The organism is Paenibacillus sp. J31R34 (assembly GCF_059383715.1).
In genome coordinates, this window is record NZ_JBXENU010000006.1 from 32,276 (window position 1) to 55,560 (window position 23,285).

The 23,285-nt window shown below is 50.4% G+C and carries 19 protein-coding genes; 1 reads left to right on the top strand and 18 read right to left on the bottom strand.

Annotated features, from left to right (window positions below; all coding sequences use genetic code 11):
- Positions 1 to 188 precede the first annotated feature (188 nt).
- Positions 189 to 2,390 carry an Ig-like domain-containing protein gene (locus tag AC50YG_RS17345; protein WP_494828213.1) on the top strand — a complete coding sequence of 734 codons (2,202 nt, stop codon included), beginning with the start codon at positions 189 to 191 and terminating at the stop codon, positions 2,388 to 2,390.
- A gap of 276 nt (positions 2,391 to 2,666) precedes the next feature.
- On the opposite strand, the gene AC50YG_RS17350 is transcribed toward AC50YG_RS17345, so the two are convergent.
- The 18 genes from AC50YG_RS17350 to AC50YG_RS17435 all read right to left on the bottom strand — a co-directional run bounded on the left by AC50YG_RS17350 (position 2,667) and on the right by AC50YG_RS17435 (position 22,861).
- Positions 2,667 to 2,972, bottom strand: a complete 306-nt coding sequence (locus AC50YG_RS17350) for a DNA-directed RNA polymerase subunit beta (RefSeq protein WP_494828214.1) — start codon at positions 2,970 to 2,972, stop codon at positions 2,667 to 2,669.
- Between the two features lie 17 nt (positions 2,973 to 2,989).
- Positions 2,990 to 3,835, bottom strand: coding sequence for a flagellar hook-basal body protein (locus AC50YG_RS17355; protein WP_473756385.1), 846 nt, complete (start codon positions 3,833 to 3,835; stop codon positions 2,990 to 2,992).
- Positions 3,836 to 3,871: 36 nt separating this feature from the next.
- Positions 3,872 to 4,741: a flagellar hook-basal body protein gene (locus AC50YG_RS17360; RefSeq protein ID WP_473756383.1), complete on the bottom strand. Its 870-nt coding sequence runs from the start codon at positions 4,739 to 4,741 to the stop codon at positions 3,872 to 3,874.
- A gap of 197 nt (positions 4,742 to 4,938) precedes the next feature.
- Complete coding sequence (locus AC50YG_RS17365; RefSeq protein ID WP_473756382.1) at positions 4,939 to 5,940, bottom strand: rod shape-determining protein; 1,002 nt, start codon at positions 5,938 to 5,940, stop codon at positions 4,939 to 4,941.
- A gap of 133 nt (positions 5,941 to 6,073) precedes the next feature.
- Entirely contained in the window at positions 6,074 to 6,361 is a 288-nt protein-coding gene (spoIIID, locus tag AC50YG_RS17370; protein WP_046231346.1) for a sporulation transcriptional regulator SpoIIID, read from the bottom strand.
- 171 nt (positions 6,362 to 6,532) lie between these two features.
- Positions 6,533 to 7,276, bottom strand: coding sequence for a peptidoglycan DD-metalloendopeptidase family protein (locus AC50YG_RS17375; protein ID WP_494828215.1), 744 nt, complete (start codon positions 7,274 to 7,276; stop codon positions 6,533 to 6,535).
- A 119-nt stretch (positions 7,277 to 7,395) separates the two neighbouring features.
- Positions 7,396 to 8,577 (bottom strand): stage II sporulation protein D, encoded by a 1,182-nt coding sequence (gene spoIID, locus AC50YG_RS17380; RefSeq protein WP_494828216.1) that lies wholly within the window; start codon positions 8,575 to 8,577, stop codon positions 7,396 to 7,398.
- A 98-nt stretch (positions 8,578 to 8,675) separates the two neighbouring features.
- Positions 8,676 to 9,848 carry an ABC transporter permease gene (locus tag AC50YG_RS17385; RefSeq protein WP_494828217.1) on the bottom strand — a complete coding sequence of 391 codons (1,173 nt, stop codon included), beginning with the start codon at positions 9,846 to 9,848 and terminating at the stop codon, positions 8,676 to 8,678.
- Complete coding sequence (locus AC50YG_RS17390; RefSeq protein WP_473756374.1) at positions 9,790 to 10,548, bottom strand: ABC transporter ATP-binding protein; 759 nt, start codon at positions 10,546 to 10,548, stop codon at positions 9,790 to 9,792. Before AC50YG_RS17390 ends, AC50YG_RS17385 begins: the two co-directional genes overlap by 59 nt.
- Positions 10,545 to 12,029 carry an efflux RND transporter periplasmic adaptor subunit gene (locus AC50YG_RS17395; RefSeq protein ID WP_494828218.1) on the bottom strand — a complete coding sequence of 495 codons (1,485 nt, stop codon included), beginning with the start codon at positions 12,027 to 12,029 and terminating at the stop codon, positions 10,545 to 10,547. The genes AC50YG_RS17390 and AC50YG_RS17395 overlap by 4 nt, the downstream gene beginning before the upstream one ends.
- Positions 12,030 to 12,236: 207 nt before the next feature.
- Positions 12,237 to 13,718: a glycoside hydrolase family 32 protein gene (locus AC50YG_RS17400; protein WP_494828219.1), complete on the bottom strand. Its 1,482-nt coding sequence runs from the start codon at positions 13,716 to 13,718 to the stop codon at positions 12,237 to 12,239.
- Positions 13,719 to 13,743: 25 nt separating this feature from the next.
- Entirely contained in the window at positions 13,744 to 14,571 is an 828-nt protein-coding gene (locus tag AC50YG_RS17405) for a carbohydrate ABC transporter permease (RefSeq protein WP_494828220.1), read from the bottom strand.
- Positions 14,571 to 15,455, bottom strand: a complete 885-nt coding sequence (locus tag AC50YG_RS17410) for a carbohydrate ABC transporter permease (RefSeq protein ID WP_473756366.1) — start codon at positions 15,453 to 15,455, stop codon at positions 14,571 to 14,573. The genes AC50YG_RS17405 and AC50YG_RS17410 overlap by 1 nt, the downstream gene beginning before the upstream one ends.
- A 103-nt stretch (positions 15,456 to 15,558) precedes the next feature.
- Positions 15,559 to 16,902, bottom strand: a complete 1,344-nt coding sequence (locus tag AC50YG_RS17415; RefSeq protein ID WP_494828221.1) for an ABC transporter substrate-binding protein — start codon at positions 16,900 to 16,902, stop codon at positions 15,559 to 15,561.
- Positions 16,903 to 17,079: 177 nt separating this feature from the next.
- Positions 17,080 to 18,057 carry a LacI family DNA-binding transcriptional regulator gene (locus AC50YG_RS17420; RefSeq protein ID WP_341279910.1) on the bottom strand — a complete coding sequence of 326 codons (978 nt, stop codon included), beginning with the start codon at positions 18,055 to 18,057 and terminating at the stop codon, positions 17,080 to 17,082.
- Positions 18,058 to 18,236: 179 nt separating this feature from the next.
- Positions 18,237 to 19,673 carry a UDP-N-acetylglucosamine 1-carboxyvinyltransferase gene (gene murA, locus AC50YG_RS17425; protein WP_494828222.1) on the bottom strand — a complete coding sequence of 479 codons (1,437 nt, stop codon included), beginning with the start codon at positions 19,671 to 19,673 and terminating at the stop codon, positions 18,237 to 18,239.
- Between the two features lie 311 nt (positions 19,674 to 19,984).
- Positions 19,985 to 20,251, bottom strand: coding sequence for a DUF1146 domain-containing protein (locus tag AC50YG_RS17430; RefSeq protein ID WP_494828223.1), 267 nt, complete (start codon positions 20,249 to 20,251; stop codon positions 19,985 to 19,987).
- Positions 20,252 to 20,320: 69 nt separating this feature from the next.
- A complete protein-coding gene (locus AC50YG_RS17435; protein ID WP_494828224.1) occupies positions 20,321 to 22,861 on the bottom strand; it encodes a S8 family serine peptidase in 2,541 nt (846 codons plus the stop codon).
- Positions 22,862 to 23,285: the final 424 nt, after the last annotated feature.

Below are 23,285 nucleotides of genomic sequence, written 5' to 3' on the forward strand. Positions count from 1 at the left end.
AACTACCGTATCAAAAATAAAACTGCCACGGCCCATGTATGGCTAAACTTGGGACTTGCAGATGCAATTGCGTGGCAAATGATTTTTTTTTCAAACAAAATACGACATCTTTATTCATTTCCTCTATATGTAAGCCGTTATATAGAATAGAGAGTTTTTTTATTCTATAGACGAAGGGATAGGATGTAGTGAATTTAAGTGTAAACGGGAACAAGTCTCTCAGAGAAATCAGGAGATGGCTCGCCGCCGTTCTATCTGTCATGCTCATCGCTACCACATTCAGCGGCATCGCGAATGCTGCAGACGAAACTGTAACAAGCATTGAACTAAGCTATGATTCTTGGGATTACAATAGCAGCACTTCATCACTGGAAGTATTTATTGAGGATGATGCCGTTATCGTTTCCTTGCTGGCTGCCACTTCAAGCTCTTCTACCAAGAAGGACGTCAGCGCATCCGCAACATGGAAGTCATCCAACACCTCCATCGTTAAAGTAGACAAAGGCGTTCTGACGGCTGTAGGAAAAGGAACAGCTACTGTCAGCGCTTCATACAGCGGCTATACCGAAAACATTAAAGTCACATCCGATTACGTTTATGACTCTGTGCAAATTTTGAAAAATGGCAGCAACGCCGCCGAAAGCTATGACGTTAATCTCGGTGCAGATCAGTTGTTTACGCTGAGCGGGATTAAAACCGGCTCTGCCAATGAGCCTATTACAACCATTGCGACCTGGACGTCCTCCAGCACTTCCGTCGCGACTGTCGATGACGGCACAGTTACACTTGTAGGCGCAGGAACTACAACGATTACTGCAAAATATAAAGGAAAGACCGACACGGTAAAGCTTGTCGTCACTTCCCCTTATAAATCACTGGCTTTGTCGCCAAAGACAATACTTGAAATCGATATGGGCGACGATGACCAGACGATTCAAGCCATAGCTACAACAACAAGCGGCTCGACAGAAACCGTAACGACAAAAGCAACTTGGACAACTAGCAGTGCTGCTGTTGCAACCGTCAAGGATGGTGTTGTAACTCCAGTTGCCACTGGCCAAACTAAAATTACCGCTACTTATTTAGGAGTAAGCTCGACTATTGATGTTGTCGTTCGTACACCCTACCAATCGATCAAGCTATCGCCAGCCAAGGAATATCAAATGATGCTAAACAGCCCTGGCTTGCAAATTACAGCTGAGGTTCAGGAGCTTTCCGGTGGAAGCGAAAACGTTACTACGCAGGCGGAGTGGACATCCTCCAATCTAATCGTCGCTACAGTGACGAATGGACTTGTTACGCCAAAAGCATCGGGAACAACCAAAATAACAGCAGCGATTAAAGGCATCAGCCGCAGCATTGACATTACGGTTTTCCCTAGCGTCTCCGAGCTGAAAATCGATAAGGATTCCATCGATACCTTCCCGGAAAAAAGCGATACGCTACCTAAGGTCAGCGGTACTACCTTCGGCGGAGATACAGCTGACGTTTCCAAAATCGTAAAATGGACCGTTGCCGACGAGAAAATCGCTACTATTGAAGATGGCAAATGGACAGCTGTAGCTGTAGGCAAAACAGTTGTAACGGCTGAGCTCAATGGCCTAAAAAAGACATTTGAGCTGATTGTACACCTTACACCTGTGAAGCTCGTTCCAAGTACGAAAGAGCTTAGCGTAGTAATCGGCAAGGATTCGGCGCTTCCTACGATTACGGTTGTGAATCAGGACGGATCAGAAGAGAATGTTTCTTCCAAAGCAACATGGAAAGCATCATCAGACAATGCAATCGTCGTTAATGGCAAAGTGAAGGGGATTGAAGCCTCCAAAGTGACGTTAACAGCAACCTATTTAAATAAAACAGCTACCGTCAAAGCTTACGTTGAAGAAGAGATCGAGAAGCTGGTAGCAGAACCATCCAGCCTTGAGCTTTTCCCAGGCAAAAGCAAGTCGGTAAAGGTAACAGGCTACTATGTGAGCGGCAAGAAAGTGGTTTTGAGCACCAAAATGAACTGGACGGTTTCTTCCAGCACTCTGGCAACTGTTAATGGCAGCACCGTTAAAGCGCTGGCCGTAGGCAGCGGCAAGCTGACCGGCTCTTATCAAGGCAAAACGCTGGAAGTTCCGATTACGGTATCACCTAAGCTTAAATCTTTAACCCTGTCGGATAAGTCGCTTAAACTAAGCCCAGGCACTTCATATTCGCTTAAGCTGCAAGCAAACTACACGACTGGCAATCCAGTAGACGTAACTACGAGCGCAACTTGGGTAACTAGCAAAGCGAGCGTAGCTACTGTATCGAATGGCAAAATTATTGCTCTGAGCAAAGGCTCAGCTACTATTAAAGCTACCTTTGACGGAAAAACAGTATCGATGCGTGTAACTGTAAAATAAGCAAGGGTAAAATTTATAAATGCTTATATTTAAAAAAAGAACACCTTCCGCTTTGTTTTCTAAACAAACGGATTGGTGTTCTTTTTTCGTCTGCTGATTTCTCACTCGCGGACGACCAAGGTGAAACGGCTGTCGCCGTCCTTTGGCGGCGCAGCGCGTTTCGTGCCGAGAAATATAGAGAAAGGATAGAAAAATCATATCCTTTCCTATATTTGCAAAAAAGCGGCATCCGCAATAAGCTGCGAATACCGCCTTCAACCATTCGTACGGTGCGAACTACGAATCCGAGAATACAAGATCATAGACATGCTGCCAAGTCGACCACTCAAACACATCATCTCCCGATTGCTTGCCCAACACCGTATAACCGATATAGAGGCCCGCAATCAGCATAATGACCATGATGCAAGGCACAATGCTGCGGCGCAAAATCCATAATATGATTCTCAGTACCAGGGGCCGCTTCTTCTTCTCTGGAGTGGAGCCCTGCCCCTTCCTGCGCGAGCTGCTGCGGGTCTGTTCTGATTGTTCATCTTCCAGCTTGTCATCCGCAAAATCAGCTCGTTCATTCGTCGTACTCATTACCACCATCACCCTATCTATCTGCGCAAGCCGTTCGCCAATCCCATCATCGAATCGCTTGATGTTAATGCCCTAGCTACCAGTTGGTAAGCACGTTGTACATTAATCAGCTCAGTCATCTCGCTGCTCATATCCACATTGGATTGCTCAAGAGAGCCTTGGCGCAGCGCGATCGCATTATCCGCGTCAGGAGTAACCTCTTGGATTACATCACCCACATTCAGCCCTTCAGCAACGGAAAACAAATTGTCATCCAGCTGAGTAAGAGCAGAAGGTCGGGTTGCTTGCATCAATTTAATTGTGCCTAAATTAATGGTTGTACCGTCAGCAGCAACACCTTGCGCACTGCCATCAGCACCAATAACCAGCTTATAGCCATCTGGAACAGTTACCGGCTGCTCAACGACTACATTGCCTGGCTGGGTCACCACTGTCGAAACAATAGGATAGCCTTCAGCCGTTGCCAAAATGTTATCACCGTTTGCATTAACCGTCAACTGAAACGCACCGTTGCGCGTATAAGCACGGTCGCCATTAGCGTTCACAATGACCTCGAACAACGCATTTCCTTCAATAGCAAAGTCCGTGTCCTTGCCTGTTGTTGCAATCGTTCCTTGCTCTAGATTCGGCTTAATCATCGTCAACTGGGAGCCCCAGCCTTGGTTGAAATCAAGCGGCGTCATACGTCCCGGCTGTTTAAAATCATTTGGCTGCTTGCTGACATTCGTCAACAAATCCTCAAAGGTTGCTTCCTTCCGCTTATAGCCTACTGTATTCACGTTGGCGATATTATCAGCGATCATATCAAGCTTCTGCTGGAGTCCACCCATCGAGACTACCGCATTAATCATTGAGCCGTTCATCGTCTGCCTCCTTCACGTTCCGTTGCTGACTTCGTCTTAAACGCGGCCTACTTCCGTTACAGCCTTCTCCAGACTTTGATCGTAAAATTGTACAACCTTCTGGTTGGCTTCATAAGCGCGAAGCGCCGCCATTAAATCAACGGAGGATTGTGCCGCATCTACGTTGGATCGCTCCACATACCCTTGCTGCACCTCTACCTGATCCGTTTCCTGAAGCGCAACAGCTTGCGCTGCATCTCCATTAAAACGGAACTGGCCGTCTCCAGCGCGTACGAGTTGGTTCGGCTCATTAATTCGCGTCACCAGCAGCGGCTGTACGCCACTATCCACACCGGTTTGTGAATTAACAAAACGCAAATCCTTCGTCAGCGACAGCTGCTCAAGCCCTATGCCTGCTGCGAATTGAATAGGATTCCCATCAGCTCCAAGCACATTGGCGCCGTCTCCGTTAACAAGAAAACCGTCCGCCGTCAGCGTAAAGGAGCCGCCCCGCGTATAACGAAGATCCCCCTGCGCATCCTGCAGTGTAAAGAACGCTTGCGGCTGGAACGTCACCGTACCGTCATCCGCTACGTATTTGCCGGACTCGTCAAACGCCGCACCCTCCACCCCAATGTTGGACACGAGTGCGAAGTCAGTAGGCTTGTCCGTCTGGGACAAGTCCCCTTGAACATGCAGCGATAAGCTCTCCTCTGCAAATACCCCCATGCCGAGACGGCCGATGGACTTGCTTGACTCGCCCTGTACCCCTGTCATGGAAAGCAGTGTATCTGGGAATGAACGCGTGACCGCATTCGTCTGCTTATAGCCCGGTGTATTTATATTTGAAATATTATTCGTTACGGTATCATGTCTGCGCTGCTGAGCCGTCAAGCCTGCAGCTGCTGTGTAAAGCCCTCTAAGCATTGCAATTGCCTCCTCGAAGATCGTATAAGGCTGTTCCCTCTCGCTGTATATGCCATTATTTATATATCGGTTAAAGGCATGACTTCAGTTATAGCTTCCTATGCGACCTTTGACTCAATTTAACGCCTCGGCGCGTCCCCTTTTAAACGCCCTACCTGCGCAAACGGCTATGCAAGCGCTGCTCCTGCCTTGTCTTCCTAAAAACGAGGCTTCTTACCAAGCTTGTCCAAGTTATCAAGCAGAATGCCGGTACCTTTAACAACGCAATGCATCGGATCTTCCGCAATCAGCACCGGAACCTTGAGTTCTTCCGCAAGCAGCGTATCCAGGCCATTCAGCAATGCACCGCCACCGGTCAATATAACGCCCCGATCAATAATATCTGCCGACAGCTCAGGCGGCGTTTTCTCCAGTACGGACTTCGCCGTAGCCACGATCGACATGACCGAATCCCAAAGCGCTTCTTGAATCTCTTGCGAATGAATCGTCATGGTCAACGGAAGGCCCGTTACCATATCGCGTCCACGGATATCCATTTCCGCACGTTGTCCATCCTCGTAAACTTTACCGATTTTGATCTTGATATCCTCGCTTGTCCGCTCGCCGATCAGCAGCTTGTACTTATCTTTAATATACTTCATGATCGCAGCATCGAACTTATCTCCTGCGATTTTAATGGAAGAAGCGGTCACGACGTCGCCCATGGACAGGACAGCTACGTCCGTCGTGCCTCCGCCAATATCCACAACCATGTTGCCGCTAGGCTGGAAGATGTCCATTCCAGCCCCGATAGCGGCAGCTTTAGCTTCCTCTTCCAAAAATACTTCCTTGGCTCCGCTGCGTTCCGCCGCTTCACGAATCGCCTTCTGCTCAACGGATGTAATATTTGTTGGCGCGCAAATCAAGATGCGCGGACGGCTCAGCCACTTGCGCCCTTCCACCCGATCAATAAATGCTTTCAGCATAATTTCCGTTATTTCGAAGTCAGCAATAACCCCATCCCTTAACGGGCGGATTGCAATAATATTGCCTGGCGTACGGCCGACCATCCGGTGAGCTTCCTCACCAACGGCAAGCACCTTCTTCGTGTCGCTTTCAATCGCGACGACAGACGGCTCATCGAGCACAACGCCTCTCCCTTTTACATGAATAGATACGTTAGCCGTTCCCAAATCAATTCCAATGTCCTTGCTCAGCATAAGGCGTAAGTCCTCCAACGAATAGTGTAAACGCTACGGTCAATTAGTTCCCACGACGTGGAAACCCCTAACGTACATTATTCGCCAAAAAACTATAAAATCCTCTACCCGTTTGTAATAATTTGCGAATAAATTATGTTTTCCCGGCTGCCAGTACTTCCCTCTTCTTCGTGCTCGTTTTCTTATATTTGATTTTCGTTGCTTCACCACCGCGCAGATGGCGGATTGACTTGTGATACTCCAAAATGTGCTTTACCTGATCCGCCAGGTCGGGGTTAATTTCCGGCAGCCGTTCGGTTAGATCCTTATGGACCGTACTCTTGGATACGCCGAATTCCTTGGCGATCGTTCGTACCGTATGCTTCGTCTCTACGATGCAACGGCCTATTTTAATGGTTCGCTCTTTGATGTAATCGTGCACGTTCCCGCCTCCCTACTCGAGATAGTTTGGTACAGTATATGAGGGGCGCGGGTATATATTCTTTATGGTCAAGCCTGACAAGCCAGTTTGTCATAAAATTTTCATAAAAATACAAAACAGGCAGGGGATATTCCCCTGCCTGCAAGGTCTAGAGACCTATTTTGCCCGCGCTTATTGCTCGCCGACTACGGTGCTTGGATTGACGGCTTTTCCGTTTTCACGCACTTCAAAGTGCAGATGGACGCCCAAATCCTTTTCCAGCTCGTTGCGAGCTGCTTTGGCAATAATGGTTCCCTGCTTCACTTCATCGCCTACTGCCACGTTCACGTCGCTAAGGCTTTGGTAAGTGGTCACAAGACCGTCGCCATGGTTGATTTCGATAATGCTGCCATTCGTCGGATGATTGAGCACTAGGCTAACTTTGCCCGACATAGCGGCTACTACATCAAATGGCTGGTCATTCGGGTCTACAAGATCGATACCCATGTGCGGCGAGAATGTATTCCCCGTCTGCACCATAGCTGCCTGGCGCTCATCACTGCTTGCGCTAGCATCATAGAAAGGTGTCTCGATTTGCAGTGAATCCTTGTTCACAACCGGCCATTGCAATTGCTCGCCTTCGCGAATGACTTCATCCACTGCGTTCTCCGGCTGTGCTACCGTACCCTCGCCTACTGTGGCTTCCATTTGGCCCGGATGTTCTGTAGCTGTCGTCTGCTTGCTGTCATCCGCTCCCTGGTAGACCCACATTAAGGTTACGATAATTGCTGCCGCGGCCATAAATATTGCTGGCGAAACCCATTTGCGTGCCAGCAGCCTTTTAAATCCATTGCCTGAACCCGCGGCAGATGATGCTCCCAGTCCATTTTTGGGAGTTTCCTCTGATCCTTGATTTGGTTTGTTTTGATTGTTCATTTCTATCACCTCACTAGCCATTGTTGCCAGATTCGCTAGGTTTATACGTGAGGGTATATGAAATGCCGGGTAAAAATATAGAGACTTTAAGATTTCGAAAAAGCCTGTGTTTTATGGAGCTAGGAGCGACCAAGCAGCGTTCCCGAGAACTTTGAAGCCTGCTCTACCTTCGCATCGGTATAATAGTAGGTTAATATATCTTTCGCGGAATAGCCTAGCTTTGCCATGCCGTTCGCTCCCCATTGGCTCATGCCCACGCCATGTCCATACCCATAAGTTGTAATAGTAATGGCTTTATCGTTCATTTTCCATGTAAAGGCGGCTGAGGCTAGTCCCAATCGTTCGCGCACCTCGCGGCCAGTGAATACCGTTCCGGCGATTTCGATTTTGCTGATGCTTTTTCCTGCCGTTGCAGCTAATACCCGAATGGAGGGCTGAACCCTGCTCTCCTCCTGAAGGCCAAGCTTCTCATATAATTGCGCCAGCGTCAGCTCCACGCTTTGTTTGTATCGCGGTGACAGCTCGATGTCCCATGGACTCGCGACGCTGCGCAAATAAGGAATCTCACCCGACCAATAGTCTTCGGAATTTTCTGTATACCCACTGCTTGTGGAGAAAAAAGCAGCCTGAATCGGCTCGCCATTATACGTGACGATTAGTCCCTCCGTCTGCTTCACCGCTTCATTCAGCTTTTTCATATTAGCTGTCTGCTTGGCTCCTTGCCAATGCTGCTTCAGCTGCGCGAGCGGCAAATAGGCCTGATGGGCAATCGTGTCCGTTACGTCAGCCTCTACATTCTCCACACCGCTGTCATCACCAGAAGCGAGGCGGCGTACGATATAGGTGCGTGCAGCTATCGCCTGCGCCTTGAGCGCCTCCAGCTCAAAATCGGCCGGCATTTCCGCTGCGATAACGCCTCGCACATACTCCTCCAGCGGCAAGCTTTCCGTGCGCTGTTCCTTCATCATATAGGTGCGTACGATGAGCCCGTTCAGCGCTCCTGTCGTTTTAGGCAATAGCCCGCCCATTTGCTGGGCGATAACGGCGCTGCCTGCTTCGACTTTATTCGCCCCGCTTCCGCTGCCCGTGCCAGGTGGCTCAAAAGCCATCCCCGCTGCCCCTTCCGGCTGCGCATTCGCTAGAGTCGCAGGCATGCGATCAGGTATGCCTACAAGGGAAACTTTCATTAAAGCTACGGTAATACCAAGCAATAGACCTATGGAAAAAACATGCACCCAGCGGCTGCTCTTCAAGCGTTGCAGCGCTTCTGACACTCTGCGTTCGATTCTCCTTCGTCTCATCCCTGCTCCTTCCGCTACCTTTTTATAGCAATGTCATCCTGCTTAACTGGATAGTCCATTCTATGAGCGGATTTAATAGGGTAGAACAGAAAGGAGAGCTAATCGTGGCGCAGCGCGTCGACTGGCTTCAGCCTCGAAGCTTTATTGGCCGGGAAAATGCCGAACACGATTCCGACAAAAGCAGAGAAGGCAAACGACAAAATGACCGTATTAAACGGAACGGAAGTATCCGTCCCATTTACCACCCCAATGACATAGGAGCCCAAATAACCGAACCCAATGCCGAGTGCGCCGCCCATGCCGCTAATGACAACAGCCTCTACAAGAAACTGGAACAAAATATCTCTGCGCTTTGCGCCCAGCGACTTGCGAATGCCAATTTCTCGCGTCCGCTCTGTAACGGACACCAGCATAATATTCATAACCCCGATGCCTCCTACGAGCAGCGTAATAGCCGCCACATAAAGCAGCATCGTGTTCATCGTCTCATTTACCGAATTAAGCGTCTCTACCGCATCCTGCTGGTTGAACACCCGGTAGCTGCTGTCATCGCCCCTGAATTTTTCCAGCAGCTTTGCTTCGAGCGCCGCGACTGTTATATCCATCAGGTCAAGATCAGTCACCTTGAGAGCAACTGTACGCACACCGACACTATCAAAAAGCTTTTGCCCCGTCGTAATCGGAATAACAATTTTTTCATCGTTGGAGCCGGTGAGCGTGCTGCCCTTTGCCTCCAAAAGTCCGACGATTGTAAAGCGGCTGCCGTTTACTTGAATCGTTTTGCCAACCGGGTCCTCTTCTTCAAACAGCTCCGTTGCCGTATCGACTCCGATTAATGCGACCTTCTGGGTATTTTTCACATCCATCGAGGCGATATATCTGCCGGACTGCACGCTAAAATCACTTACCTGCTCGTAGTCCGGCGTAATGCCCTCTACCGTGACACTCGTACTATTTTTCCCATACTTCACTGTCGCACTGCCGCTGACCGTTGGAGATACGCCCTCCACATTCGGAATATCAGCCAGAGCCATCGCATCGTCGAGCGAAAGGGAGGTTGCTGTTCCACGGCCCGTTATCGTAACCGACAAGGAATTGGTGCCCAGACTGGCTACCTGTGCCTCCACTTGCTTCGTCGAGCCTTGCCCCATCCCAACCAGCGCAATAACCGTCGCTACGCCGATCAGTATGCCCAGCATCGAGAGGGCCGTTCTAAGCTTGCTTGACAAGACGCTCTTGATCGCCATCCTGAACCCCTGCGTCAGCTTCATCTCGGTCCCTCCTTTCCTCGGTCAGCACGCCGTCCCGCATAATAACCGTACGACTTGCCCGATGAGCGACCTCCATATCATGCGTAATCAGCACAATCGTGTGACCCTGCCGATTCAAGTCCTCCATAAGCTGCAGCACTTCCTGCCCCGTCTTCATATCGAGCGCTCCGGTCGGCTCATCCGCCAGCAAAATCGGCGGGTTTGTCGCCAGCGCCCGGGCGATGGCAACCCGCTGCTGCTGCCCGCCCGACAGCTCGCTCGGACGGTGATGCACTCGCTCCCCAAGCCCAACCTGCTCCAGCGCCTTCATCGCCATAGCTCTGCGCTGCTTGGCGGGCAATCCACGATAAATGAGCGGCAGCTCGCAATTTTCAAGCGCGGTAAGCCGTGGCAGCAGGTGAAAGCCTTGAAAAATAAACCCGATCTTCTTGTTGCGAATATCCGCCAGCTTGTTCTCGCTCATGCCTCTTACTTCAATGCCGTCCAGCTTATAGCTGCCATCGGTCGGCGTATCCAGACAGCCGATGACATTCATCATCGTTGATTTTCCCGAGCCGGAAGGCCCGACAATGGCGACAAAATCGCCTTTCTCCACCTGAAAGGATACACCTTTAAGAATCGTCACCGTTTCCCTGCCCATCACATAATTTTTAACGAGATGGTTAATGTCGATTAAAATGCTGCTGCTTTCGCTGGTCATGGGCGCCCACCGCCTGCTCCGCCGCCAGTAAATCCGCCGCCACCTCCGCCGAATCCGCCACCTGTTCCGCCGCCGAAGCCACCTGGCATCATGCCGCCTCCCATAGTCGCTTGATTTTGCTGTGTCGTCGTTGTCGTCATGCCAACTGTACCCTGCGGTGTTGGGATAAGCACCGAGTCGCCTTCATTCAGCCCTGAAATAATTTCCACATACGTCTCATCGCTGATTCCCGCTTCCACTTCCACTAGCTGCCCTTCCATCTGAACGCCGCCGCGCTGCATGCCTGTCGCACCTTGCGCTGTACCGTTCGTACCTGCCGTTCCCTGCGCTGTTGCTCCAGTACCTTGCGTACTAGCACCTTGTGTTCCACGCGATCCCTGTGTGCCAGCTGCACCTTGCGCAGCTCCGCTCGCGGCTTGACCACCGGTCCCACCTTGTGCCCCACGTGTTCCTTGTGTACCCGTGCTGCCTTGTGCATTGTTTGTACCTTGAGTGCCCGCTGCGCCTTGCGTCCCGCCCGCACCTTGCCCGCCTGCCGCACCTTGCGTGCTCGTTGGCACGCGAACGAAGGATTTGCCTCCACGTGCAATAACCGCGTCTACCGGTACAACGACGACATCATTTCTGGACTCCAGAATAATATCCGCTTCCCCCGACATGCCCGTCATCACGCCAGCAATCGTATCAAGCGAGATCGTCACCTCGTAGGCGGATACGCCATTCGATGCCGTACCCTCACGAGCCAGGCTGGCTACTTTTCCTTCGATCGTCTTGTCCGTCAGCGCGCTTAAATATACTTGCACCACTTGGCCTGTTTTGACCGACGGAATGTCCAACTCATCGACCTGCACGACAAAATCAAGCAAATCATAATTGACGATAGACGCAATAACTGTATTCGCTACAACCTCGTCTCCAACGGAAACCTCGCTTTCCGTCACCTCGCCATCAATCGTCGCCACAACCTCCGTCACCTTTAGTTGATCTTCCCTCATGGTGCTCAGGCTGTCTTGGTTTTGCTTGATTTCCAGCGCCAGCATTTCCATATCCGTTTTGATGCCTTGCTGGGACGTCAGTTCATCCTCCGTACCCGCAGCTTCCTTATATTTGGTCTGATATTGCTCCATCTGCACCTGCTGCTTCTTAATGGAAAGCTCCGTCTGCTCAATCTGGCTATCGTAGTCCTTCTCGGATTCAAACGTTGCCAGCACTTGGCCTGCCTTCACTTTATCGCCGACTTTGAAGTTCAGCTTTGCAATCGTACCGGATACGCCGGACGTTACGGTTTCGCGAGAGTTGGCTTCTACACTGCCTGTCGCGCTTATTTTCAGCTCAATATTGCCCCGCGTCGCTTTCACCGTTTGCGAGGTTGCCGCCTGCACCGTCGCCGGCTGCCCCATTTTCAAATAATAATAGGCACCGCCTCCCCCGGCCGCGCCTACTACAAGGATAATACCAAGCCATAGCTTCCACTTTTTCATCGACTGTATTCCACCCTCCGACTGACATATTCGTGACGAATATAGCATGAAAAAATGAACGGAGAATGAACAAGCCCTGCAGGACAGTCGCCCTAGCTAGTACCGTACTGTAAGAAGCTTCATCATTTCGGCGGCTGAAAATAAAAAAGAGAACAGGACAAATCCCCTGTCCTGTTCTTAAGCCTAGCCTTGCACCAGTCACGCTCATTAAAGCTGGCGCTCAATATTCCATTTTTTTAATGAAACGAGTGTACTAGTTCCACCCAAGGCAAAGGCTGCAATGCCTGTCGAGGCTTCGCCTGGGTAAATACGTCCGGTCATCACTTTTTCCCCGCCTTGGAGAAATACCTCAACCGACGATTGATCGACGAAAATCCGCAGCGAAAGCTCGCCGCCTTCTGCCAGTGCAATGTCCGTCCTTCTTTCGCCGCCCTGCCCGATTCCGGAGCGATCCCGATTGAAGCGGAACAGCCCTTCCTCCGCATCATAAGCCAGCACCGTTTCTTCTCCCGCCCCATTCGTCCGCAGCTTCAAACCGAACTCGCGAGCGCTGCCGGTACGAAGCACTACTTCAAGCTCATAGCAATCTCCCTGGGCAGTAAGCAGCTGCTCGCCTGCAAGCTCCAGCCCGCTCAGCTCAAAGCTATCGCGGCGGTACGCCTTCAGCTCTTCCAGCGGCTGAAACAGCAGCTTCCTGTCGCTGCTGCGCAGCACAGCTTCACGCGGCAGCGTCATCGCCCCGGCCCAATAATGTCCGAGCTGGGTCGGAATTTCTTGCTCCCACGTTTCCATCCAGCCGATGACAATGCGCCGGCCTTGCGGATCTAATGCCGTTTGCGGCGCATAAAAATCAAAGCCGAAATCAACAGGCTCATAGCCGTCATACGAGAACGAGCCTGTCTCCATATTTAATTTTCCTACCATATAAGTGGTCGAATGCAGATTGCGATAATGGTCACCTTGAGCTGGCATTCGCTGCGGCGACATTATCAGCACATCATAGCCATCAAGCTCAAACAAATCGGGGCATTCCCAATTGTCGCCCATCTGTCCGTCGCTGCGCGCCATCTCGCCAACAAAGGCCCAATTCACGAGGTTTTGTGAACGGTAAAGCAAAATCAGGCCGTGCCCAGCGCCATCATTCGAGCCAATGACTGTATAATAGAAGCCATCCCGAACAAACACCTTCGGATCGCGAAAATCTTTGCGGCTCGTTCCAGCCGGAATCTGCTCCAACCCGAGCACCGGATTGCTCGCCAGCTTGGCAAATGTCACACCATCGCCTGATACCGCAATATTTTGCGTCTGATAATAGTCCGTATCCCCATTTGGCCCTGTCACCACATGCCCCGTATACATGAGATGAAGCTTGCCCTCGTGAACGATCGCGCTTCCGGAGAAGCAGCCGCCGCTGTCATAGGGCTGGTCTGGTGCGAGCGCAGCAGGCGCATACTCCCAAGTAACCAAATCACGGCTAATCGCATGGCCCCAATGCATCGGCCCCCATGCCGGCTGATACGGATAATATTGATAAAACAAATGATAATGCCCATTATGAAAAATAAAACCGTTCGGGTCGTTCATCCAGCCGAATTCCGCCATCAAATGATAGCCAAGACGGTACTGCGGGCGCAGCAGATGCTTTCTTTCCGCCACAAACTGCTCCGCATTTTCAAGCGTGTATAACATGTTCAATCATCCTATTCTTACGCGTTTATTTAATGGAGCCTTGCATGACGCCTTGAATAATAAATTTTTGTGCGAACAAATAGACGATGAGTATCGGCAAAATAGTCAGCAGCAGGCCAGCCATCAGCGGCCCGTAATCGACGGTATAGGTTCCATAGAAGTAAAAGGTCGAGAGCGGCAGCGTACGCTGCTCCGACGAAGTCAGCACAAGCGATGGAAGCAGAAAATCATTCCAAATCCACAGCACATTCAAAATCGCAATCGTCACCGACGTTGGCGCAAGTACCGGGAACACAATGCGGAAAAACGTCTGTGTCCGCGTACAGCCATCAATCATTGCGGCCTCCTCAAGCTCTGCCGGAATGCTTTTCACAAAGCCATGATAAATGAATACCGCAAGCGGACTTCCGAAGCCGAGATACATATAAATCAGCGACCATTTGTTATCCAGCAAATGCAGATTTCCATACACCTTTACAAGCGGAATCATAATCGCCTGGAATGGGATAATCATCGCCGCTACCATCAGGAAAAACGTATATTGATTAAATTTGCTTTGATTTCTCACAAAGAAATGGGCTGTCATGGCCGCAAGCACCGAGATGAGCAAAACGCTCAGCACCGTAATAATAACCGTATTGGAAAATGCGGATACATAATTCATTTTCGTAAACGCTGACTTATAGTTAGCCAGATTGAAGCTGCCTGGCAGAGAAAGCGGCGAAGCGGTGATCGCTTTATTTTCCTTGAAGGAATTGACGACTAGCAAAATAAATGGAAAGACGAAGGCTACCAGGCCAACCAGCAAAACAATAAACTTGCTCCATTCTATAGAGGCTTTCAAACGTTTCATTAGGCCTCCACCTCCAGCTTCTTGCTGAAATACACTTGCAATAACGTAATGCCCGCTACGAGCAGGAACAGTACAAGCGCTTCCGCCTGCCCTACCCCATAATCTCTTGAGAGGAAGGCTTTCTCATACACATGCATAGAGACCATCTCTGTGCTTTTGAACGGTCCGCCCTTCGTCAGCGTCAGGTTCAAATCGTAAACCATAAACGTGCGCTGCAGCGATAAAAATACACATACGATAAACGATGGCACCATAAGCGGCAAAATCATCGTCCGCAGCTTGCGGAATGCCGTTGCCCCGTCAATGCTGGCCGCCTCCATAATATCCTTCGGCACATTCATCAAGCCCGCTACGTATATGACCATCATATATCCGGCATATTGCCATACTGTGACAATAATAAGCGCGAAAAACGCTTTATCCGGATCAGCAAGCCACGAGGTACCGAATACGGCAATGCCCGTTTTTTGTCCAATGGATACGAGAACGTTGGAGAAAATGAACTGCCATACGAATCCAAGCACAATGCCGCCGACCAAATTTGGAATGAAAAATCCGGCCCGGAAAAAGCTTTGGCCCTTCAAGCCGCTTGATAAAAAATACGCCAGTAAAAAGGCTACCACATTGACGAGCGCCACACTAATAACCACATATTTGAGCGTTAAATAAAATGACTTCCAGAATACCGCGTCTTTCAACACATACGCATAATTTTCAAAGCCAACCATTGTACTCGTTGTGGAAATGCCATCCCAATTCGTAAAGGTTAAATAAATGCCGTACAAAAACGGCACAATCATTACGGTGGCAAAAGCAAACAAGGTAGGCCCGGTGAACAACAGCCTTAGCCGAAGACGGCTCCAAAGTCCTTTTTCCGATATCATCGTTATCCCTCGCTAACGTTTCATGGAAGCGAAGCAATGGACAAGCCGCGTTCACCCGCCCATTGCCTCCTCTTCTAAGCTGTTGTTTGTCGTCTAGTTGACGCTACTTTACAGTCGTCCAGTATTCCTGAATTTCCTTGGCAAGCGTGGCGCGGTCAGCTGCTCCGGCCAAATATTTCTGCATCGAAGCTCCTACCTTGCTCCAGTGATCCGCAGGGAGCGCACTCATCGATTCTTCGATTTTGCCGCCAGTAATATACGCCCCAATCGACTTAGCAAGCGGATCTTGCGGCTCCAGTGTAATGTTTTTGAACGCAGGAACGATGTTCGCTTTATTGATCAGGAAGTCTTGGCCCTTCTCTTTGTAAACCATCCACTCCAGGAACGTTTTCGCTGCTGCCTGCTGCTCCGGCGTGCTTTTCTCCTTGTCTAGAACGAGACGTTTCGAGACAGCGGCGGAAATTTGCGTGTTGCCAAAATCATCTGGGTTGTTGCTGATCGGCACTGGCAGGAAGCCGTATGCGCCGCTTGCCGTATCAAAGCTGCTGATTTGCGGCCAAGCCCAGTTGCCCTGGAACCAAATACCAACCTCGCCTTTGCCCAGCACCTCAGGGCCCTTCTCATATGTGCCTGCGAGCGGGGAAGCTTTATCAATGTTGTGCTCCTTCATAATGTCGAACGTATCCATGAGGCCGTTAAACACTTTGTTGGTCGAAAGATCTACGCTTCCGCCCTTCAGATCGGTAATAAACTGGTTTACCACCGCTTTGTCCGCTGATTGTCCAGCGTAAGCGAGCGGAAGGTAGTGGGCAGCAAGCGACCAATCCATTGGCGAGACGATCAGGGCACCCGTACCGGAGGCTTCGATCTTTTTAAACAAATCTTCCAGTGCCTGTGTCGTCGTAATAGCAGCCGGATCGAAGCTGCCGCTAACTGCTTTGTCTAAGACTGCTTTGTTGTAAATAAAACCATAGCCTTCAATCGAAAGCGGGAACGCGTAATTTTTGCCATCAAAGGTCGTCAGATCCGTGCTGCCGTCAACCTTGTCGGACATCCATTTTTCCCCGCTTAGATCGAGAATGCGATCCTTGAACTTCTCTACATCTCCTGTGTCCAGCATCGTAATCGTCGATGGGCTGTTCGCCGCATACAACGCGGATGCTTTCTCGAATGGCGACTGTCCTGCCGGAACAGGAACGATCTCCAGCGTAATAGTTGGATAATCCTCTTTAAAGGCCTTAGCTGCATCTTCAAGCTGCGTCTGAATTTCCCCTTTGGAATTCAGCAATGTTATTTTCACTTCTCCTGAGGCGCTTCCGCTGTTTGCACCGCCCTCAGCTGTGGATGAGTCTGCAGGCGTTGAGCCAGCATTGCCTCCGCACGCCGTTACAACTATAACCATTACCAAAGATACGAGTAGAGCTTGCAAGCTTTTCCAAGATTTCATTTGTTCATCCCCCGATTCTAAATGATAAATATTCTATGCTGGAACTATTTTATAAACCGCTTTCATAACGTATTATAGTCCGTGCTAAAAAATATGTCAATCGTTTGACATGTCAAACGATTGACATTACAAATAAAAAATAAAAATCCCTTGTTGTATAAGGGATTTCAACCGTTCTTAAGTCGTCACTCTCTCCACCAGCTCAACATCCAAAACATACCGGTGCTCCAGCGGCTCATTGTTCATTTGCCGGATGATTGAATCAACCGCAACCCGCCCGATTTCGGCAATCGGCTGGCGAATTGTCGTGAGCGCCGGCGTTATCCAATTGGCCGCACTAACATCATCATAGCCAATTATTTTGATCTGCTCCGGAATAGACTTGTCCGCCTTGCGGCATTCCTTCACTGCGAAGGAAGCGATAATATCGCTTGTCGCAAACAGGCCATCGATTTCAGGATGCTCTGCAAACAGACGGCTCATAATCTGCTCATACTGCTGCTCGTCAAATACGTTCATATCCGTCTGAATGATAATCGGTTCGATCCCATTTGCAGCCATTACGTCACGGAAAGCAGCCGTTCGCTGGTTCGCCAGCAGCTGAAGCTCTAAATTCCCGCAAATATGCGCAATTTTTCTGCAGCCTTTGTCTACTAGCAGCTGTGCTGCGAGCCTGCCGCCCTTGTAATTGTCCGATGAAATAAACGGAATTTCCTCGCTGATCTGCCGATCTATCGTTACAATCGGAGAATGCAGCTCCTTATACTCCTTAACCTCAAGCGTGTGGCTGCCCATAATAATGCCGTCTACTCGGTTTCGCTTAAGCATATCGATGTATTCCTTTTCCTTCACAGGATCAAGATGCGAGTTGCATAGCATAATTTTATAGCCTTTCTCGTAGGCATAACGTTCGACATGGCTGGCCAGCTCAGCGAAAAAGGGATGAGCCACGTTCGGAATAATAAGCCCGATGACATTGGATTGCTTGCGCAGCAAAGAACGTGCCAGCTCGTTGGGCTGATAATTCAGCTCCTTCATCGTCTGAAACACCTTATTGCGGGTCGTCTCGCTAATGTACCCCCTGTTGTTTAATACGCGGGAGACCGTCGTTACCGATACTTTAGCCATCTTCGCGACATCATGAATAGTTGCCATAAAATCTCCTTCTCATTCCCAGAAAGTTATACGCTTTCAAACTGATCTTTCATCATACCACACGAAGCCTATGGTCAAGAGGACAGCTTCAGCATGCTTAAATTCTAAAAAAAAGAGCTGTTCACATCGCCCCATCCGGCGCGTCTGCAAACAGCTCTGCTCTTATGCTTATTAAATGGTTAAGCCCAAGTAGGCTGCACCTTCAAAACCGTTGCTTCCTTCTCACGCTTGAAGCTAGAAGAGGAATCCAGCTCAACTGCTGCTATAACAGCGGCCGTTTCCTTCGCTTCTTCTACAGCAGCGACCGCTTTAGCTTGAAGTACATTTCCCACTTCAGCCGCCTGCAGCTCTTCCTCCTCCGCTTCAACGCGGTGAATAAGCGCTCCAAGCGAAGCCAGCTTGCCTGTAATATCTACATAACCGCGATCTACATGGTGGATACCCGTTACTTCCGTCTCACCATCAGCACGCAATGCTGCACAGATCAAGGCTGCGCCTGCACGCAGGTCCGTCGCACATACTTTCGCGCCAGTTAGCGGCATATTTCCACTAACGATAGCGGAACGGCCTTCGATCTTAATATGCGCATTCATCTTCTGGAATTCTTCCACATGCATGAAGCGATTCTCAAATACCGTTTCGGTTACAACCGACGTACCCTCGGATACGAGCAAGAGCGCCATCATTTGCGATTGCATATCCGTCGGGAAGCCTGGGTGCGGCAACGTCTTCACGTCTACCGACTTCAGCGGATGATCCGCTTTAACCCGAATGCCGTTATCCGACTCCAGCACCTCGACGCCCATCTCTTGCAGCTTGGAAATGACCGGTGTCAAATGATCGCCAATCGCGCCTTCTACAAATACGTCGCCGCCTGTAATCGCTGCAGCAATCATATAAGTACCCGCTTCTACACGATCAGGAATAACATGATGCGTCACACCATGCAAGCTTTCAACGCCTTCAATGCGAATGAGTCCTGTGCCCGCGCCGCGAACCTTCGCGCCCATCGCGTTCAAATAATTGGCGAGGTCGACGATTTCCGGCTCCTTCGCGGCATTTTCAAGCAGCGTTGTGCCTTCTGCGAGTGCAGCAGCCATCATAATGTTCTCGGTAGCGCCTACGCTTGCTACGTCGAGATATATTTTTGCGCCCTTGAGACGCGTGCTTGTGCTTGCTTCAATGAAGCCGTGTCCGAGCGTAATTTCCGCTCCCATCGCTTCGAAGCCTTTCAAATGCTGATCAATCGGACGTGTTCCAATCGCGCAGCCGCCTGGAAGCGAAATACGCACCTTGCCGATTCGTGCAAGCAGCGGTCCCATAACAAGGAAGGAAGCACGCATTTTGCGAATCAGCTCATAGGGCGCCTCATAAGAAGCAATTGTTCCCGCCGATATTCTCATTGTTGTATCTTGATACGATATCGTTGCGCCTAATGATGCCAATACCTTCTGTATAGTCATGACATCGTCGAGGAGGGGAACGTCACAGATGACGCTGTCTCCTTCCGTCGCAAGTAAAGAGGCTGCTAGAATGGGGAGTACTGCATTTTTTGCACCGCTGACACGTACCGTTCCCGATAAACGCTTGCCTCCGCGGACGATAATTTTGGTCATCTTATGGTTCCCTCCGCGAACTGAATTTCTGTCTCTCGCTTTAAAATTATTGTTTAAAAGTGAAAAATTCCCGTCTTAATCCAAACTCCATATTAACACTTATCTACACTAATCGACAAGCTTTAAATTTACATGTAACCGCAGCATTTAAAGCAGCCCGATCCTGACCCTAACATCCTATGCTGAACGATGCTTTTAGGTGTTGCCCTGCCTGATACTGGAACAAAATTCCCGCACTTGTATAACGTTCGCAAGCGGGCGGGATTTTCAGTCCGTCATATACTACCCATTGTTAACATATTCCGCTCTCGTTATTCGACAAAACTCTTCAGCATTGTCGTCCAAGACCAGTAATCCAAAATGAAGCTGGCAAATGCGTGCCCGAGTATGATCGCAATAACCGCCTGCAGCATGCGAGCCTTCGGGCTGCGGGGAAAAGAAAAAAATGCTTCCCATTTCAGCTCCTGCATAATAAACCATATAAGTATAATGCTAACGAGCGTTACAACAATGGAGAACAGTCCCGTTACTCCTGTGGCTGTCTGCATGCTGTTCAACATATCCTGAGTCAAACCCATCTGTTCTCCAGATGCCTCCTTTTATTCACCTTAAGTTCCGGTGTGCCGCCTGTCTATTCCCTTACTCAGCTACTGCACAAGCAGCCGCTCTTTAGCAAATGGCTCCCCTCTGCTTTCCAGAGCAGGGTCCTCCATTCCAAACATGCGGCGTGCTTCATCGCCTCCCGCTTCACTTACCGGGAGCTGCTGCTCAGTCATCGCAGCAGCTCCCGAAACTGCATTTTTGACCGTGACCTTGAAGCGGTAATATTGCTTGTCGAAGGGCTCATTGGCTGTCAGTTTAAAATAATAAACGCCCGCAGGAAGCCGCTTGTTTTTCACTTCCAGCTTGCCTGTGCTGCCTGTTTTCTGTGCAAACAGCTGCTGCTGCTTTTTATCGTATGCTACGACTTGCATTACCTTTCCTGACGGAACATTAAACACTTGCAAATCTATTTGGCTCGCTTTGGTGAGGCGCAGTTGGAACCAATCGACATCGGTGCTGCTGTCAATGACACCTACATACTCTGTACCGCTGCGTATGCTCAAGCCTTCGTAATACTGATTGTTTGGCTCATTAGGATCATCGTATTTCGGCACATAATTAATTTTAAGCGTGTATTGTCCAATAACAGCGCTGGCCTCAGACGAAATAGCATTATGCACACGAATATAATATTTCCCGGGTGTTACTGTCAAGATAGGCGAGATTTCAGCTTGGCCTTCCGACTCCTCGTCATAGGTCCGAAGCGATTGTCCGGCGCGCTGAATCGCAAGACCTGGATCAATTCGCGCTGTATTCCCTTCCAAGGTAAGGCGCAGCGTGCCGCTTTGCTTGAAGGTAATCGCGTACCAGTCGCGATCCGCCTTCTGATGGAAGTTGCCCACTACCGTCTGGCTGCGCGGCGACAAAGCGAATGCTTCATACGTCTGGTCGTTCGATTCATAAGCATCAGGCTTCATGATAAAAGAGGAGTTCAGCAAATAAGGCTGGCGGGCGCCGTTATCGCTGTTCATGAACTGGACGCCTATTTTTTGCGTCCCTTTCTTTACCGTGAACTCGGCATTGCCACTGGCAAGCTTCGTCGTATACGTATTTTTTTGGACACCGTTCACATAATGCAGCAGCCGGACTGGTGGAATCGCGGCTCCAGATTCTGTAAGCGATTGGTATTTCATCGTGAGCTTGCCGTCATACGGAGCCTCCACCGTATACCAGTCGATATCCTTGCCCGTATTCAGAACGGCAGATATTTGCTTGTTCAAGGGTAGAAGCGCAGCCGTGCCCCTCGTGTCATTCGGCTCAAAGCCGTCCGCATTAACTGGTGTGCTCAATGCTTTATCAATTTGCAGCAGCCCATAGCCTGTGCGATTGTCGAAGCCAGACTGGCCAATGTTGCGCGTCGTTTGGCGCAGCAGCTCCCTGACTTGATACGTTTTGAGCTTCGGATAGCGGGCCCAGATGAGTGCCGCCGCCGCTGCCACCTGAGGAGCAGCCATCGACGTGCCCTCCTCCTTCTTATAGCTCCCGCCTACCGCCGTCGTATAAACGTTCCAGGCTGCTGACAAATCCAGCTCCGTACCGGGATTCGAACGCAAATCTGGCGAATTGTCAGCCTTCACGCCGCCAACGGCAAGCACCGTCGAATAAGCGGCAGGGTATTTTACAACAGCCATGCTTTCGAGCGATTGACCGTCATTGCCCGCGGCCGCTACTAGCAGCACCCCTTTGCTTTCGGCATAGTTTACAATATCCTGCATATAAGGAGAATAACGATATAATCCGACGGAGAGCACGACGATTTTGGCTTGCTTGCGCACGGCGTACAAAATCGCTTCGCCCAAATCCTGCTCCGTGCCATCGCCATTATGATCAAGCGCCTTGATTGGCATCAGCTTCGCTTTCCACAAAATGCCGGACACGCCAATGCCATTGTTGCCAGATGCGGCGATCACTCCGGCCACGCTTGTCCCGTGGCCGTTATTGTCCTCAGGCGGCATGTCCGTATCGATCAAGTTGATGCCGGGGACGAGATTTTTCTTGAGATCGGGATGGTCGAGATCGATGCCCGTATCGACAATCGCGATTGTCAGCGCGGTTTGCTCGCGCACGGTTTTCCAAGCGGCTAGCGCGCCGATCTGCTTGAGATAGCTTTGCTTCGCAAGCTCGGGGTCGCTGGCCGCCGCTTTTGGCGCAGCGGCGGCTGCGAGGGCCGAAGCCTCGCCGGCGGCAGCTTCGGCTGGAGGGCTGTCGTCCGCCTGCTGTGCGGCGGACAGCTCTAAGGCGTGCACCCGGCCATTCGGGTGCACGTATTCGACGCCCGGCGTGCTTCGCAGCCGGCGCAGCCATGCTTCGACGTCCGCCGATGCTTCGGCCGGACGTACGACGTCGACCGCCGCCTCAGCCTGGCGGCGGATCACGAGCGTCCCGCGCAGCGCAGCTGCTTGCGCGGGGTCGCTCCATTTGAGGAGCCAGCTTTGCGGCGGCTCCTCTTTGGCACTTGGGGCGGCGTCAATGCGCTCCGCCGCCAAGGGCACTGCGGCGGGTACAACGCCGCAGAGCAACATAACCGCCAGCAGCGCAGCAAGCTGGCGGCGCAAACTGCGGAACCTACCATGATTAAGCTTCATGTTATTATTCTGCCTTTGCATTCGTATTTTTCTCGCACTTTGCAATCGTCATTTTCTCGTGCTTTGCAACCATGCTTTTCATTTGCACTCTTCATCCGCTCTTTGCATTTTGCATTTGCACTTCACATTCGCACTTGTACTTGCACTTGCACTCATTCTTGCCCGCAATTTACATCTATCTAATGCCGTTGTATCCGCTAACTCTCTCATTCTACTGCCGTTATATCCGTTAACTCTCTCATTCTACTGCCGTTATATCCGTTAACTCTCTCATTCTACTGCCGTTATATCCGCTAACTCTCCCATGTAACTTTCGAGCTTCGAGCAGACTTGTCCTTGTTCTCGCTTAAGATAACGACTAAAGACCCTGCTTGCAGAAATCCATACTGTCTTCTTACCCAGTTGGGGCCCTTCCAATCAGCAG

Bases quoted from the DNA above. Each gene is read 5' to 3' on its own strand.
- AC50YG_RS17405 (WP_494828220.1), bottom strand. From the start codon at position 14,571: ATGAAACGTTTGAAAGCCTCTATAGAATGGAGCAAGTTTATTGTTTTG.
- AC50YG_RS17410 (WP_473756366.1), bottom strand. From the start codon at position 15,455: ATGATATCGGAAAAAGGACTTTGGAGCCGTCTTCGGCTAAGGCTGTTG.
- AC50YG_RS17375 (WP_494828215.1), bottom strand. From the start codon at position 7,276: ATGAACAATCAAAACAAACCAAATCAAGGATCAGAGGAAACTCCCAAA.
- murA (WP_494828222.1), bottom strand. From the start codon at position 19,673: ATGACCAAAATTATCGTCCGCGGAGGCAAGCGTTTATCGGGAACGGTA.
- AC50YG_RS17365 (WP_473756382.1), bottom strand. From the start codon at position 5,940: ATGCTGAGCAAGGACATTGGAATTGATTTGGGAACGGCTAACGTATCT.
- AC50YG_RS17350 (WP_494828214.1), bottom strand. From the start codon at position 2,972: ATGAGTACGACGAATGAACGAGCTGATTTTGCGGATGACAAGCTGGAA.
- AC50YG_RS17355 (WP_473756385.1), bottom strand. From the start codon at position 3,835: ATGAACGGCTCAATGATTAATGCGGTAGTCTCGATGGGTGGACTCCAG.
- AC50YG_RS17435 (WP_494828224.1), bottom strand. From the start codon at position 22,861: ATGAAGCTTAATCATGGTAGGTTCCGCAGTTTGCGCCGCCAGCTTGCT.
- AC50YG_RS17430 (WP_494828223.1), bottom strand. From the start codon at position 20,251: ATGGGTTTGACTCAGGATATGTTGAACAGCATGCAGACAGCCACAGGA.
- spoIID (WP_494828216.1), bottom strand. From the start codon at position 8,577: ATGAGACGAAGGAGAATCGAACGCAGAGTGTCAGAAGCGCTGCAACGC.
- AC50YG_RS17400 (WP_494828219.1), bottom strand. From the start codon at position 13,718: ATGTTATACACGCTTGAAAATGCGGAGCAGTTTGTGGCGGAAAGAAAG.
- AC50YG_RS17420 (WP_341279910.1), bottom strand. From the start codon at position 18,057: ATGGCAACTATTCATGATGTCGCGAAGATGGCTAAAGTATCGGTAACG.
- AC50YG_RS17390 (WP_473756374.1), bottom strand. From the start codon at position 10,548: ATGACCAGCGAAAGCAGCAGCATTTTAATCGACATTAACCATCTCGTT.
- AC50YG_RS17360 (WP_473756383.1), bottom strand. From the start codon at position 4,741: ATGCTTAGAGGGCTTTACACAGCAGCTGCAGGCTTGACGGCTCAGCAG.
- AC50YG_RS17395 (WP_494828218.1), bottom strand. From the start codon at position 12,029: ATGAAAAAGTGGAAGCTATGGCTTGGTATTATCCTTGTAGTAGGCGCG.
- AC50YG_RS17385 (WP_494828217.1), bottom strand. From the start codon at position 9,848: ATGAAGCTGACGCAGGGGTTCAGGATGGCGATCAAGAGCGTCTTGTCA.
- AC50YG_RS17415 (WP_494828221.1), bottom strand. From the start codon at position 16,902: ATGAAATCTTGGAAAAGCTTGCAAGCTCTACTCGTATCTTTGGTAATG.